The organism is Thermodesulfobacteriota bacterium (assembly GCA_040754335.1).
Lineage (GTDB): Bacteria > Desulfobacterota_D > UBA1144 > Nemesobacterales > UBA2774 > 2-12-FULL-53-21.
Genome location: JBFMCV010000001.1, coordinates 435,234 through 450,769, shown reverse-complemented (window position 1 = coordinate 450,769; position 15,536 = coordinate 435,234). Strand labels below are relative to the sequence as shown.

At 54.2% G+C, this 15,536-nt stretch carries 10 protein-coding genes; 5 read left to right on the top strand and 5 right to left on the bottom strand.

Features of this window, described 5'->3' with window-relative positions:
- Nucleotides 1-15 precede the first annotated feature (15 nt).
- The 3 genes from AB1598_02145 to AB1598_02135 are packed head-to-tail and all read right to left on the bottom strand — an operon-like array spanning nucleotide 16 to nucleotide 3,346.
- Nucleotides 16-822, bottom strand: a complete 807-nt coding sequence (locus AB1598_02145) for a LuxR C-terminal-related transcriptional regulator (GenBank protein ID MEW6143796.1) — start codon at nucleotides 820-822, stop codon at nucleotides 16-18.
- Nucleotides 823-825: 3 nt separating this feature from the next.
- A complete protein-coding gene (locus AB1598_02140) occupies nucleotides 826-1,368 on the bottom strand; it encodes a response regulator (protein MEW6143795.1) in 543 nt (180 codons plus the stop codon).
- A gap of 22 nt (nucleotides 1,369-1,390) precedes the next feature.
- Nucleotides 1,391-3,346, bottom strand: coding sequence for a GAF domain-containing protein (locus tag AB1598_02135; protein MEW6143794.1), 1,956 nt, complete (start codon nucleotides 3,344-3,346; stop codon nucleotides 1,391-1,393).
- A gap of 521 nt (nucleotides 3,347-3,867) precedes the next feature.
- On the opposite strand from AB1598_02135, the gene AB1598_02130 reads away from it, so the two are divergent.
- Nucleotides 3,868-4,755: a hypothetical protein gene (locus tag AB1598_02130; GenBank protein ID MEW6143793.1), complete on the top strand. Its 888-nt coding sequence runs from the start codon at nucleotides 3,868-3,870 to the stop codon at nucleotides 4,753-4,755.
- 57 nt (nucleotides 4,756-4,812) lie between these two features.
- Here the strand turns inward: AB1598_02130 and lipB are convergent, their stop codons facing one another.
- Both lipB and lpdA (AB1598_02120) read right to left on the bottom strand, forming a co-directional pair.
- Nucleotides 4,813-5,565 carry a lipoyl(octanoyl) transferase LipB gene (gene lipB / locus AB1598_02125; GenBank protein MEW6143792.1) on the bottom strand — a complete coding sequence of 251 codons (753 nt, stop codon included), beginning with the start codon at nucleotides 5,563-5,565 and terminating at the stop codon, nucleotides 4,813-4,815.
- A 410-nt stretch (nucleotides 5,566-5,975) separates the two neighbouring features.
- Complete coding sequence (gene lpdA, locus AB1598_02120) at nucleotides 5,976-7,409, bottom strand: dihydrolipoyl dehydrogenase (protein MEW6143791.1); 1,434 nt, start codon at nucleotides 7,407-7,409, stop codon at nucleotides 5,976-5,978.
- 387 nt (nucleotides 7,410-7,796) lie between these two features.
- Between lpdA (AB1598_02120) and aceE the strand changes: the two genes are divergently transcribed.
- From aceE to AB1598_02100, 4 genes are all read left to right on the top strand, one after another.
- On the top strand, nucleotides 7,797-10,475 hold the full coding sequence (aceE, locus tag AB1598_02115) for a pyruvate dehydrogenase (acetyl-transferring), homodimeric type (GenBank protein MEW6143790.1): 2,679 nt from the start codon (nucleotides 7,797-7,799) through the stop codon (nucleotides 10,473-10,475).
- Nucleotides 10,476-11,101: 626 nt separating this feature from the next.
- Nucleotides 11,102-12,508, top strand: a complete 1,407-nt coding sequence (locus AB1598_02110) for a 2-oxo acid dehydrogenase subunit E2 (GenBank protein MEW6143789.1) — start codon at nucleotides 11,102-11,104, stop codon at nucleotides 12,506-12,508.
- A gap of 55 nt (nucleotides 12,509-12,563) precedes the next feature.
- Nucleotides 12,564-13,985, top strand: a complete 1,422-nt coding sequence (gene lpdA / locus AB1598_02105; protein MEW6143788.1) for a dihydrolipoyl dehydrogenase — start codon at nucleotides 12,564-12,566, stop codon at nucleotides 13,983-13,985.
- Between the two features lie 24 nt (nucleotides 13,986-14,009).
- Entirely contained in the window at nucleotides 14,010-15,512 is a 1,503-nt protein-coding gene (locus AB1598_02100; GenBank protein MEW6143787.1) for a GNAT family N-acetyltransferase, read from the top strand.
- Nucleotides 15,513-15,536: the final 24 nt, after the last annotated feature.

Below are 15,536 nucleotides of genomic sequence, written 5' to 3'. Positions count from 1 at the left end.
AAATGTGGAATAACGTTACCCCATACCGTTCCTCATCGAAAACTTCACCAGATCGACGAGGTTGTGGATGCCGAGCTTTTTCATTATGTTCGCCCGGTGGGTCTCGACTGTCTTGATGCTTATCGTGAGCTCCTCCGCTATGGCGCTGTTGCTGAGGCCGTTCGTGATGAGGCCGAGTATCTTCTTCTCCTTCCCGGAGAGCATCTTGAACTTGTCGAGCTCGCTCTCGCCTTCCTTGAGTAACGCTCCCGGCTCCGTGTAAAGGGGGCTCTTGAAGACGAGGTTCCTCTCGACTATAGTCGTGTGGGTCTTGAATATCGAAAGCAGCTCCTTCGAGCTTATGCGCTCGATGTTGTACTGGTTCATCATCACGACAGGCTTCTCCAGGCATATCCTGTTCAATTGAGCCTTCATCAGGAGCCTCTCGGAATCCGTGAGGAAGAAGAAAGGGTCCCTGTTCAATAACATCAATACGCGCACCGTCTTCTTTCCCTTCCTTATGACCCTGTCGAGCCCCTTATCTATGAGCGTAATTATGTCGTCCGCCCTTACGGGCTCCTTCAAGCGGCCGCCTATAAGGAGCTCCTCGAACGGCCGCCCGCCCGATCCCCCGTTAGAGGTGATACCGTGCCCTTCGAGCCTCTTTAACAGCTCCGGCGGGGCGTGACGGTCGGATATGTAAACGCAGGCGCTTCCGGCCCTGATGCCGTGGATGAAATAGTTGGCCGCCACCTCGTAGCATTCAGAATCGTTCTCGAAGAGGTGGCATACCTGCTCGTGCTCTTGGAAGGATTTAAGAAACGTGAATACGGAATTTTCCATACACTACAATTCCTCTATCGTCTCCTTGATTATGAGCGCCGCGTTCCTGATGGACTCGATCCGTCTGAGCGTCTCGGCGTTATGCTTCGAGGTCCCGTCTTCGAGAAACACCTCGGCGCTGCCTATGATCGCGGCAAGGGCGTTCTCCGTCTCCTCCACGAGCTTCCTTTCGATCCTGTGCTTGTGGAGCGCGATCTCGATCGACGTGAACAGGTCGGTCTCCTCGAAAGGCTTGAGTATATAGCCGTAGGGCTTTGCCGTCTTGGCCCTGTGGATCGTTTTTTCGTTGGAGTAGGCGGTGAGGAATATTACGGGGATGCTGTACCGCTTCCTGATAGTCTCGGCTGCGCTTATACCGTCGGTCTCGCCCTCGAGCATGATATCCATGAGCACGATATCCGGACGGTGTTCCGCCGAGTGCCCGACCGCGTCTTCGCCCGTGGATACTATCCCCGTCACGGAATACCCGAGACTCCGGAGCGAGTCTTCGATGTGCTTTGCGACTATGATCTCGTCCTCGACTATCATTACTTTTATCTTTTCCATTTTCCCTGTCCCGTTGTTTTCTCTACGCCCCGAATACGAGGTTGAATTCCGTAACGTCCCCGCTCGAAAGCGCTATCGTGCCTTTGAGCTGCTTCGAGAGCGACGATACAAGCTCGAGCCCCAGTGTATTGCTTGAGCCAATGTCGAAGCCCTCGGGGAATTTAATCCCGTTATTACTCATGCTGAGAGAGTATTTGTCATTTATCCTCCTGAATACGATCTTTATCTCGCCTTCGGTTATGCCGTCAAACCCGTGCTTGATCGCATTGGACACGAGCTCGTTCACTACGAGCCCGAGCGGGATCGCAGTGTTGATATCGAGGTATATCTGCTCGGAATCGACCGCTATTCTTATACGGTCGCTCCCCACGCCGTAGGAGCGGAGCAGGTGGTTCGTCATATTCCTTATGTGCGCCCCGAAATCGATACGGGAGAGGTCCTTCGAGCGGTAGAGCTGCTCGTGGAGCGTGGCTATAGACCTTATGCGGTTGTTGCTCTCGACGAAGGACGCACGGGCCTTTCCGTCTTTGAGCTTGCGGGACTGGAGATTGAGGAGGCTCGAAATTATCTGGAGGTTGTTCTTCACTCTGTGGTGGATCTCTTTGAGCAGGACGTCCTTTTCGGTGAGCGACTGCTTTAATTCGTTCTCGACATACCTCCTTTCGAGAATCTCCTTGATGAGGAGCGTGTTCGATTTCTGGAGCTCCGAGGTGCGCTCCCTGACGCGCCCTTCGAGCTCGTCTCTCGTCTTCCGCAAGGCCTCCTCGGACTTCCTGAGCGCCTCGGTTTTCCTGGCGTTGTTGATCGCAGTTTCAAGCTGCCTCGCGACTATGTCGAGCAGCTTGACGTGGTCCCTGTTAAATGCGCTTTTCTTGAACGAATGAATGTGTATGCAGCCCACTGTGTCGTCTTCCAGCTTGATAGGCATCGAAATGTAGCTCTTTGCACCGTAATCCCTGCCCGCCTGTCCGAGATGCGGGTCTGCATCGGAATCGGCTATGTATCTCGGCTTGCCGCCCATGATCGCCTTCCATGTAGCCCCCATGGGGTAGGGTATCCGCTTTACGCGCTCTATAAAACTGTCCGGGTGCCCGCGCTGAGCTTTCATAACTGCGTAAGAATTCTTTTCCTCCGTACCGGTGTTTTCTATCATGTAGATCATTACATGGCCCGCTTCCCTGACCTCGTTGTAAATAGCTTCGACCGCATTTTCAAACACCTCGGAAACTTCGAGAGACCGGTGCACCGACCTCGTGACCGAGCTTATGACCTTTTCAAACCGGTTCTTCCTTCTGAGCTTCGCTATGTTTTCCCTGAGCGCCTCCCGCGATTTCTTGAGGGCATCGGCTCTCCTCGCATTGTTTATCGCCGATTCGATCGAGGAAGCGACTATTTCTAGAAGGTCCAGCTCTTCCTGGTCGAACGCATTTTTCCTCAAGGAATTGATGTTGATGCATCCTATCGCCTTGCCCTTATGGCGGATAGGCATCGAAACGTAAGACTTCGTCCCCAACTCCCTGCCGAGTTGCCCTATTATGGTGTCCTTATCGACGTCGGGACAATAGCAAGGCCTGGATTCAAGAATGGTCTTCCAGGTGAACCCCCTAGGGTAGGGGATCGCGGCGAGCTTTTCCATGTAATAATACGGATACCCTCTATAGGATTTGAGTACCGCCTTGTCGCCCTCGACTATATAGATCGAGACGTTCCCGGCCGTCTCTATATGCTTGTTCATGACATCGACCGCGCAGTCGATGACGTCGTCGAGATCGAGAGACCTGTGGACCTTCTGCGTAATGATTCTGACGGTCTTTTCGTATCTGCTGATTTTTTCGTACTTCTTGTCGAGGTCGAGCTGAAGCGGCCCTCCCGGAAGATCCGGTGCTGTGAGTCCCTCAGTGGAACCGCTTCCGAAGCCGGTATCGTCCATTCGGTCTAAATTCGCCGTGTGAGTCCTGACCGTATTCGAATCCGACATCTCAGAACCTCGGTATGACGAGACTTTTGAGTATTACCTAATCGTACTCCGCCGATTAGCAAAAAAGGCGATGCAGGGTCGATAATTCTACAGTCTATCACAACGTAAACTTTCAATTCCAGTTTTTTCTAATTGAATTAATTAACTGTGCCGATCGTTAAAACACCTATCCATCGCGGATCATTATATTTCGCGCATGAAAAATACATAATCACCCTATTTAAAATACGGTGATCACCCTATTGTAATGAATCGTCCGGTTCGGGACGGGATGACCCGGAGCTTATCCATCGACAAAAAACTGTGAAACACCACCTGTCGAAGATCTTCAAGAAGCACCGGATCATGAGGCGGGCGGACCCAGGAATATGCCTAAAAAAAGTCTCAACACTTATAACCTGTAATCGAGCTAACCTTTTTTCCTGAAAGTCTCGTCACTCCTGTATTTTAATTACAAACGGTACTAAAATTAGCTTACAAAACCTGAAATTCCGCTTTCAAGGGAGGGAGGCGAAATGCGTTTGAACAAGCTGATTTGTATATCCATGATAGCTGCAATAGTCGGGCTTTCGACAGGGTGTGTGAACTATCAGGCGGTGGAGGACTTCGGGACCGGAACGGGACAGTTTGCGGGCTCGTACGACCCGGTATTTACAGGGAGCTACGATACGTGTCTCTCGACCGCCGAGATCAAGAACATAATATTGGAGCTGGGTCAGACGCCGGCTTCATCACCGATGACGCAGTACACGAGCGACAAGGAGAAGTGCGCGCCGTATAAATCCGAAGCCGAGGCGTTTAACCAGACGTCTCTGGCCCTGCTCGACTTCAGCCGTGCGCTCAACCTCGTAGTGAAGAGGTCCGAGCTCAAGGGCGCGTTCGACAACGTACAGTTCGTCCCGCAGTTCTCGGGCGTGGACGAGAATGTAACGGAGAAGGTCGCGGAGCTGAGGGGGCACGAGCAGGACGTCGTCACCGTGAATAAATGGAAGGATTATTTCGCGTCTTTCTACGTGCAGAAGTCGCCTCAGGAAGTGATAGTCGAGAACGAGCCCCGGCTCGAAGCGACGTTCGCGCTGCTGGACGCGTTCTCTGATATATATCATGTGCAGCTCGACAACTATGAACGGAACATAAAGCTCCTCGACACGCTTCTCAAAGACAGCGAAAGCAGGGACGCGCTCAAGAGGTCGTTCGTCATAGACAGGAGCAAGGAGCTCGACAGGCGGCGGGCCATGCTGGAGAACTACGATCAGGCGCTCGACGCGGTCAAGGAATCCTACAAGAGCATATACCAGCGCTCCGAGCTTTCGGACCCGCACTACAACGACCCGATATTCCAGGAAGACATGAAGGAGTTCCTGATAAATATCTCGAACCTGGTGCAGCAGTCGAAGATAATCCCGTAAACCGGGGGAGTGTGCGCCAAAAGCTCACTAAAACAGCGCCAAATGTTCACCGGATTTTCATGCGGTCAGGTCTGACTTGGCCTCGAGCCTTTTCTCGATGTCGAGGAGAAGGTCGAAGTCGACGTCTTTATCTCTGAAATTGTTATAGAGTGTTGTTGTATTCGAGTGGGTTATGTTAAATACCTGAGAAAATGCTTTAATTATACTATCCTCTACATCCGGCATGTCTATATATTCTTTTTTCCCGAGCCATCTCTGAATGGAAGTCATCTGCACGTTTTCTATACCGCAGGGAACTATCATGTCGAAGTAGGAGAGGTCGGTATTCACGTTAAGCGCGAAGCCGTGGTATGTGACCCACCTCCTGACGCCGACCCCGATCGAGGCAATCTTGTGCCATTTCGTCCAGACGCCGGTTACGCCTTCGATCCTCCTTCCGCGTATGCCGAAGTTCCCGAGCGATACTATGATCGTCTCTTCGAGGTTCCTCAGATACTTGTGGATGTCCCTCCCCATGCCGTTCAGGTCCATTATAGGATATCCGACGAGCTGGCCGGGGCCGTGGTAAGTTATGTCGCCGCCCCTGCTTATCACCTCGAAATGGATGCCGGCTTTCTCTAGGTGGCTCTTCGCGGCGAGGAGGTTCCCCATATTGCCGCGGCGTCCGATCGTGAACGTGGGAGGGTGTTCCAGGAGAAGGAGAGTGTCCCCGATCTCTTCGTTCTTTCTCATCTCGAGAAGTTTCAGCTGGAGGTCGAGCGCTTTTCCGTAGGGGACAGTCCCGAGCTTGTAGACTTTAAAGGTGTTCATTATTTTATTATATCATAATCTGGTTAACCGGCATAGTGATGTCACCGGTTCGGTAGATAAACATACATTGAGAGGGGGGGAATACAAAGGGAGGGATTCGATAGAGGAGGTAGGGCGGATGCGATCATAATCGCGGCTGGAAGCTGCTCCTACGGATTTTAAGGTGGGGATCTCGCTTTCTTCAGGAGATTGACGCGGCTCCTTCGCGCAAGGCTTCGGAGCCTCGCAATGACAGAAAATTAAAGTACGCCCTCACCCTAATTTGGATTATTCAACGAAGAGCCTAAAGTTAATTGGCACAAGTGCCGTCATGGTAAAACGACCTATTTCTCCTATTCGTCGAAATAGTCCTCTCCCACACAGTAGGGAGAGGGAAGAAAAGCGGAAGGAATGAATATAGCCGGTATATGTTATATATTCCTTGCTCTTCCGAGGGCGGCGAGGGCCGCTTCCATTACGGCTTCGGAGAGGGTGGGGTGGGCGTGGGACGTGATGGCTATCTCGAGAGGCGTTGTCTCCAATGTCCTCCCGACCGCTATCTCCGCTATAAGCTCTGTAGCCCCGTGGCCTATGATGTGCGCGCCGAGAATCTCTCCAGTGGATTTGTCCGAGATTATCTTTACGAAGCCTTCCGTCTCGCCGGTGCCTACGGCTTTTCCGGCGGCCCTGAACGGGAACTTGCCGATGGAGTAATCGATCCCCTTATCCTTCGCCTGTTTCTCGGTCATGCCCAACATGGATACCTCGGGCTGGCAGTAGACACAGCCGGGGATGTTGTCGTAGTGGACCTTGCTCTTAAGCCCGGCCATCAGCTCGACCGCTGTGACGCCTTCCTCGGACGCCTTGTGAGCGAGGAGCGGCGGCCCGATAACGTCTCCTATCGCGTACACGTTGTCGCACGTGGTCATATACGAGCCGTCTGTCTTTATGAATCCCCTTTCGTCAAGCTCTATCCTGAGATCGCTCAGGCCTATGTCAGCCGACTTCTTGTAGTAGCTGAGCGACGTCGGGGCGTCGTTCGCCACGGGACGCCTGCCTACGGCGACCAGCACCATCGAGGCGGTTATCACAGCCTCGCTCTTGTCGGCTAACTTTTCCACGATTACGTCCACGCCTCTTTTCTTTTTCTTAGCCTCTTTGAACTTCGCGGAGGTGAGCACTTCAATGCCTTTCTTTTTAAAGCTCCTCTCGAGCTCCCTCGACACCTCTTCATCGGCCCCGCAAATAAGGCTGTCCATCATTTCTACAATGGTCACTTTGCTGCCGAACGAGTTGTAGACGTATGCGAATTCACAACCTATATATCCTCCGCCTATGACGACTACAGAATCCGGGACCTCCCTGTGGAAGATAGCCTCGTCGCTCGTCATTATCTGCTTGCCGTCGATCTCGAGGCCGGGAAGGGTCATGGGGACTGAGCCCGTGGCTATGAGTATCTTGCCGCTGTCTATCTCTATCTGTCCCTTTTCCTGCACGACCCCGACCTTGTTTTTCGCAATCAGTTTGCCGACGCCCTTGAAGAGCGAGGCTTTATTTTTTTTGAACAGGAACTCGACGCCTTTCGTGAGGGTATCGGACGCGTTCCGGCTCTTGTCTATGACCTTCGAGAAGTCATAAGAAAGCCCTTTATGTTCAATGCCGAACTCTCCCGAATGTTTGAAATACTGGTAGACTTCTGCGCATTTGATTATGGACTTGGAGGGTATGCAGCCCCAGTTGAGGCAGACGCCTCCGGCCCTGTCCCTTTCTACGACTGCTACCTTCATTCCGAGCTGCGCCGCTCTTATCGCGGCGATGTATCCGCCGGGTCCCGATCCGATCACTGTGAGGTCAAATTTTTCCATGGCAGGGACTATTATATATTCATTGGAATGAGCGTCAATTCTTTTTTGGGGGGATTTCATGATAAGGAAGTGAGTAAAGGAAAATACGAGATTCCGAGACTGTAAATATTCGTAGGAGCGGCTTCCAGCCGCGATCGCAGCCGAGAATTTCGCACCAGGATGGTGCTCCTACAGAAGAATATGTTCCTTAATCCTGAAAGATTTTTGACGCATTAAGAAATGACCGATTTATTTTTAAGGTACACCCCCACCTACATCCTCCCCCCTCAAAGGGGGAGGAAAAAGAAAAGGTGCTGTGGAGAGGAAGCGATTTATAACGGTTGACTTAACGAGCGCGCGTGCATTATTCTTTTCATTATAATTACTTCAACCGGCCGGGTCTGACCAATGGATGAAAACACCGACAAAGAGAAGCTCAGTCCCGAAGAGATCGAGAACAGGGAGTGGATGGAATCTCTCGATTACGTCCTCAAGACAGGCGGGCCCGAGCGCGTAAGCAAGCTCTTGAAAATCCTCCAGATACACGCACAGAAAAAGGGGGTGAAGACGTACTTTACCGCCAACACGCCCTATATAAACACGTTCCCGGTCGATATGCAGCCCCCGTATCCGGGGGATCAGGGGCTGGAGTGGATCATCAGGAGCATCATCAGGTGGAACGCGATGGCTATGGTCGTGAGGGCGAACAGAATAGAGGAAGGAATCGGCGGCCACATTTCAACTTATGCTTCGGCGGCAGCACTTTACGAAGTAGCTTTCAACCATTTTCTTAGGGCTAAGAACGGGAACAAGGAGGGGGACATCGTCTATTTTCAGGGGCACGCCTCGCCCGGAATATACGCGAGGGCCTTTCTCGAAGGCCGTCTCACCATCGAGGACCTGCAAAACTTCAGGCGCGAGCTCCTGCCCGGCGGGGGGCTCCCTTCCTATCCGCACCCGTGGCTCATGCCGGGGTTCTGGCAGTTCCCGACCGTGTCGATGGGGCTGAGCCCGATCATGTCCATCTATCAGGCGAGGTTTAACCGTTATCTCGAAGACAGGGGGTTCAAGGAGCCCTCGGACGCAAAGGTGTGGGCATTCCTAGGTGACGGCGAGTGCGACGAGCCCGAGGCGTTGGGCGCTATAACGCTTGCGGCGAGGGAGAAGCTCGACAACCTCATATTCGTCGTCAACTGCAACCTCCAGCGCCTTGACGGCCCAGTGAGGGGAAACGGCAAGATAATTCAGGAGCTCGAAGCGATATTCAGGGGGGCGGGGTGGAACGTGATAAAAGTCATCTGGGGAAGCAACTGGGACCCGCTCCTGGCCAAGGACAAGGACGGCGTGCTCGTCAAGCGCATGGGCGAGGTCGTCGACGGGGAATACCAGAAATACACGGTCGAGTCGGGGGACTACATACGCAAGCACTTTTTCGGGACGGACCCCAGGCTACTCGAAATGGTGAAAGACCTCACGGACGAGGAGCTAGTGAAGCTGAGGAGGGGAGGGCACGATCCTGAAAAGATCTACCCCGCCTATAAAGCCGCCGTCGAGCATAAGGGCGCTCCCACGGTGATACTGGCCAAGACGATAAAGGGCTACGGCCTCGGAGAGGCCGGGGAAGGCAGGAACATAACGCACCAGCAGAAGAAGCTGAACGAGGACGAGCTTAAGGAATTCAGGACGAGGTTCGGCATACCCTTGTCCGACGAGCAGGTCGTAAGCGCGCCGTTCTACAGGCCGCCCGACGACAGCCCGGAGATAAAGTATCTCCAGGAGCGGAGACGCGAGCTTGGAGGTTATCTGCCGAAGAGAGAGGTCAATTGCGAGCCGCTGGAGCCGCCTTCGCCGACGATATTCGAGGAGTTCCACAAGGGCTCGGGCGAGAGGCCCGTCGCGACGACGATGGCTATAGTCCGCATGCTGTCGAAGCTCCTCAAGGACAAGAACGTAGGGAAGTACATTGTGCCGATAGTGCCCGACGAAGCCCGCACGTTCGGCATGGAGTCTCTTTTCCGGCAGGTCGGGATATACTCGCACGTGGGCCAGCTCTACGAGCCTGTCGACGCCGCGACGCTTCTCTTCTACAAGGAGGCGAGGGACGGGCAGATATTGGAAGAAGGGATAACGGAGGCGGGCTCCATGTCGTCGTTCATAGCGGCCGGCACGGCGTACGCCACGCACGGCATCAACATGATACCTTTTTTCATCTTCTACTCGATGTTCGGCTTCCAGAGGGTGGGCGACCTCGTATGGGCGGCGGGGGACTCGAGGGCGAAGGGCTTCATGGTTGGCGGCACATCGGGGAGGACGACGCTCGCGGGCGAGGGGCTCCAGCACCAGGACGGGCACAGCCACCTGCTCGCATACCCCGTGCCGAATCTCAAGGCGTACGACCCCGCGTACGCATACGAGATCGCCGTCATCATCGAGGAAGGCTTAAGGCGGATGTACGTGAACCAGGAGAACATATTCTATTACCTGACCGTAATGAACGAGCCTTACACACAGCCTCCGATGCCCGAAGGCGCGAGGGAGGGGATATTGAAGGGGATGTATAAATTCAGGGAGTCCGGGCTCAAGGATGCGGAGCTACATGCGCAGCTCTTCGGGAGCGGGACGATACTCAACGAGGTGCTGAAGGCACAGGTAGTGCTCGGGGAGAAGTACGGGGTCGCAGCGGACGTGTGGAGCGTAACGAGCTACAAGGAGCTCTACAGGGACGGATGCGAGAACGAGCGGTGGAACATGCTCCATCCTTCGGAGATAAAAAGGGTGCCTTATATAAGCCGGTGCGTAAAAGACGCGCCGGGCGTTTTCGTCGCGGCGTCCGATTACGTGATGGCTCTGCCCGATTCTATCTCGCAGTGGCTCCCGCGCCCGCTCGTGTCTTTAGGCACGGACGGCTTCGGAAGGAGCGCGAGCAGGAAGGCGCTCAGGGACTTTTTCGAGGTCGACTGGAGGTACGTGACGCTCGCAGTGCTCGCGTCGCTCACGTGGGAGAAGAAGATAGCGACGGACGTGGTCGAGAAAGCGATAAAGGACCTCGACATCAATCCGGGGAAGGCGAACCCGCTGATTGCTTGAATGCATTTCCGGTATTTTTGTTTCATACAAGGAAAGGCAAAGACGAGACGCTGAATATTTTGTTTTGATATACGAATGAGCAGACAAAAGTTACATCATTTGATTCAACCACTGGCGTCCGGTTCTTACGCTAGCTCAGAACCGCAGTTCAGGATGAAAGATTGAAAAATAAATCCCCCTTACTCCGGTTTCAAATACCGTGTCACTTCGATTATGGGACTTCTTTGCTTTTAATCAACTCCGACAAATTCCTTGCTTGCTCGGAATTGTTCCCCTTTTCCAAAGGGGGAAATGATTTTTAACCCCCTCCTTGAAAAAAGGAGGGGATAGAAAGAAATCGCGGCTGGAAGCCGCTCCTACAAACAGGATTCAAGATTCAGGATACAAGATGCAAGATTAAAGAAATGGATTCCCGATTCGTTTTGGCTTGTGATACAAATGCGTCAGAATAAAGATGCTTACGTGCAATTAATCGAGGGCGACCGGTTCTTGCACACATTCAGAACCGTTATTCGGGAATGACAAAATGTCCCGCTTCGACTAATCAACATCTACCTTTTTTGCATTTAGAATCTATACAGGAATATGTTATAAAAATAGTGACTATACTTTGAGGCATATATAGCATGGCCATCGAATTCAGACTGCCCGACCTGGGCGAGGACATTGAGACGGGGGACGTGGTGAGGGTGTACGTATCGCCCGGCGATAAAGTCGAGAAAGAGCAGGCGCTCATGGAGCTCGAGACGGACAAGGCCGCGCTCGAGATACCTTCGCCCTCCGCGGGCGTGATCAAAGGGGTGCACGTGAAGGAAGGGGAGACGATAAAGATAGGCCAGCTCCTCGTCACGATCGAGGACGGCGCGGGTGAAGTAGAAAAGGCGGCTGAAGTAAAAGCAGTAAAAAAAGAGGCGCCGCCGAAAAAAGTTGAATACGAGGCTATGGAACCCGCAAAGAAAGAGGAGCCTACGGAAGGAGCGGAGAAGAAAGAAGAAGTAAAAGAAGCCGCACCGAGAAAAGAAGAACCCGCAAAGAAGGCTGAAAGAATACCGGCTCAGGAGAAGAAGGTTGAAAAGGCAAAAGAGATCGAAAGAAGAGAGGAGACGGCCGCGCAGATCGTCCCTGCATCGCCTACCGTGAGGAGAAAGGCGCGGGAGATGGGGATAGACATAACGAGGGTCAAGGGCACGGGGCCGGGCGGGCGCATTACGGAAAAGGACTTAAAGGTTCCCAGGATGAAGGAGGCTCCAGAGGAAGCCGAGCCCGCGCCTGAAGCAAGAGAGGCCGAAGAAAAGGCACCCTCTCCGGAAGCCGCTCCGTCAGCCGACAAGTACGGCGAGACAGAGCGGGTAGCGATGACGAGGGTGAGGAGGCTCACGGCGGAGCGCCTGAGCGAGGCATGGAAAGCCCCCCACGTAACGCAGCACGACAAGGCCGACATAACGGAGCTCGAAAAACTGAGGAAGCATTACGGGAAGGAAGTCGAGAGCCTGGGCGGCAAGCTCACCATGACCTCGATCCTCCTCAAGGCCGTTTCATCCGCGCTCAAGCTATTCCCGCAGTTTAACGCCTCGATCGACATGGGGAAGGGCGAGATCGTGTACAAGAAATACTACAACATCGGGGTCGCCGTAGATACGGACAGGGGGCTTCTCGTCCCCGTCATAAAGGACGCCGACAGGAAGAACATAGAGGAACTCTCGGTCGATCTCCGCGTGCTGTCCGAAAAAGCGAGGACGAAAAAAATAACTGTCGAGGAGCTTCAGGGAGGGACGTTCACTATAACGAACCTCGGAGGGATAGGAGGGACGTATTTCACGCCCGTGATAAATTCGCCCGAGGTCGCGATACTCGGCGTATCGAGGGCGTCTCTCGAGCCCGTGTATATCGAGGGACAGCTCCAGCCGAGGCTCATGCTCCCGCTCTCTCTTTCATACGACCACCGTCTCATCGACGGGGCGGACGCCGTGAGGTTCCTGAGATGGATCGTCGAGGTGTTAGAAGAGCCCTTCAAGCTCTCTCTCGAGGGCTGACAGGCACACACGTAGTGTGTTTTATGTTTTTGTCACAGAAATATTTTAAACCTATATGACGGAAGAAAATAAAACACAGGTAGCGGTAATCGGGGCCGGGCCGGGGGGGTATCCGGCGGCGTTCCTCGCGGCAGACCTCGGCCTAGACGTAACGGTTATCGACCCGGAGACGAATCCGGGCGGCGTGTGCCTTTACAGGGGATGCATACCATCGAAGGCGCTCCTCCATGCGGCCAAGGTCATAACCGAGGCCGGGGAGGCGTCCCGTTTCGGCATCACTTTTGAAAAGCCCGCAGTCGATATATCGCGGCTCAGGGAATGGAAGGACGAAGTGGTCGGTAAGCTCGTCGGGGGACTCGGACAGCTCGCGAAGCAGAGGAAGATCAAATACATAAAGGGCAGGGCGAGGTTCATCGATTCACACACTCTCGAAATTAAAACCAATGAGGGTGGAACAGAGTCACTGAAATTCGAGAACGCGGTGATTGCGACGGGCTCGCGCCCTGCTGTTATCCCGGGCCTCGGCGCGTCCGGTAACATTCTCGATTCCACGTCAGCGCTCGACCTCCCCGATATACCAAAGACGTTGCTCGTAGTCGGGGGAGGGTATATTGGGCTCGAGCTTGGCACGGTCTACTCCGCTTTAGGCACGGAGGTGTCCGTCGTCGAGATGACAGGGGGGCTCATGCCCGGCGTGGACAGGGACCTCGTGAGGGTGCTTCAAAAAAGGTCGGAAGAAATTTACAAGGACATAATGCTCGATACCAAGGTCGTCGGCGTAAAGGAGATCGGGAACGGGCTCCTCGTCGAGCTCGAAAGGGGAGGGAAGGAAAAGACCGAAATGGCCTTCGACAAGGTGCTCGTTTCGGTGGGCAGGAAGCCTAACTCGGAAGGACTTGGACTCGAGAACACGAACGTTGAAACGGACGGAAAGGGCTTTATACGCGTTGACGGGGAGAGGAGGACCGCCGAGCCGAATATATTCGCGATAGGGGACGTGGCTGGCGAGCCGATGCTCGCCCACAAGGCGACCCACGAGGGGAGGGTCGCTGCGGAAGTCATCGCCGGGAAGAGGTCGGCGTTCACGCCGAACGCCATACCCGCAGTTGTATTCACCGACCCAGAGATCGCGTGGTGCGGCCTCACTGAAACCGAGGCGAAAGAAAGGAAGATAGCCGTATCGGTCGCGAGGTTCCCCTGGGGGGCGTCTGGGAGGGCCGCCACTCTCGGGAGGCAGGACGGCGTTACGAAGCTCATAATCGAGTCTGAGACCAGCCGCGTCCTCGGCGTAGGCATAGCGGGAGCAGGCGCGGGAGAGCTAATCGCGGAAGGAGTGCTGGCCGTCGAAATGGGGGCGCTCTCATACGACATCGCCCTGAGCATACACCCTCACCCGACTCTCTCGGAGACCCTTATGGAAGCAGCCGAAGCGTTCGACGGAAGCAGCACCCACATTTACAGGCCTTCGAAAAAATAGCCAGCCACCGGAGCCGACACCAGCATGAGCCCAGAATTGCCCGAAGTGAAAAATATAGACATTGATTTGGCGCGAGTTTCGATACTGCCTGAGAAACCCATCATCGTCGCTCTCTCGGACATGGTCGCCGACATCGCGGAGTCGTGCGGCATAGGCAGGAGAGATACCGAGAAACTGGACAAGGTGCTCGTCGATATTATAGACAACATCGTGAAATTCGGATTCGAAGGGGAGAGGACGAAACCGATCGACGTCATTATATCGAAACGTCTCCACGCGCTCGTCGTCGCGATAGAAGACAAGGGGCTGCCGTTCGATTACGAGAAGCTCGAGCGGGGTGAGGAAAAGAGGTTCGGCTCGTACCTCACGCGGCATTACGCGGACGAGGTGCATTTCGCGACGCTCGGCACCGGGGGAAACAGGACGGAGATAGTGAAGAACCTGCCCGCGACGGACATCAGGAGCGTCATGGACATATCGGAGCACCACGAGCACGTGAAAGCGAAGGAGGCTCCGGCCGGCGAGAAGATCACGGTCGGCATGCTGGACATGGATAAAATTCACGAGCTCGTGAGGCTCGTTTACAAATGCTACGGCTATACGTACGCGAACGAATTCATGTATTACCCCGAGCAGATAGAGGCGCGGCTAGCGTCAGGGATCATGCTGTCCGCCGCGGCTTACAACAGCGCTCAACAAATCATCGGGCACGTGGGGTTCATATTCAGTAAGCCCGGAGCCAGGGTCGCGGAGTCGGGCGAAGCGGTCGTAGACCCCCGATACAGGGGGAGGGGCATATTCCAGATGATGAAAAATTATCTCATCGACCGTGTCGCTTCAATGAACGTGGCCGGCATCTACGGGGAGGCCGTCACGGTGCATCCTTACAGCCAGAAGGGGAGTATAGAGCTCGGCGGGAGGGAGACCGGGTTCCTCCTCGGATACAGCCCGGGAACGGTCTCGTTCCGCAATATTTCGGAGTCGGAGAGGCCGAGACGGCAGTCGGTGGCGATGATGTTCACCCCCGTAACGGGGAGCGCCGGAGAGACGGTCTATGTCCCTCAAGTTTACAAGGAAATTATCGCCGGAATATACGGACGCATCGGGTTCGATAGAAAATTGACGGTAGAGGACGAGGAGACGGGTTACAAAGGAAAGCAGAACGGCCGCACTACTGTTTCAATCAGGCACGACCACAACCAGGCCATCATTCATATAGACAGGGCGGGGAGGATGACGGTGAAGGAGATACAGTTCCAGCTGAAGCATCTCGCGCACGAGAGGTTCGATTGCATATACGTCGATATTCCGCTACGTCAGAAGGGGGCGGGCTACGTCGCCTCGGCTGCGCGGGGGCTAGGATTTTTCTTCGGGTGCCTGATCCCCGAATACGCGGATGGGGATGTCCTCAGGCTCCAGTACCTTAACAACGTCGATATATCGAGGGACGATATAAAGACGGCTTCCGATTTCGGTCAGAAACTCCTCGATTACATATTTACTGATATGTCTGACGTCTCAGGCTGATTTCTACAGACGAGATGCAGACCT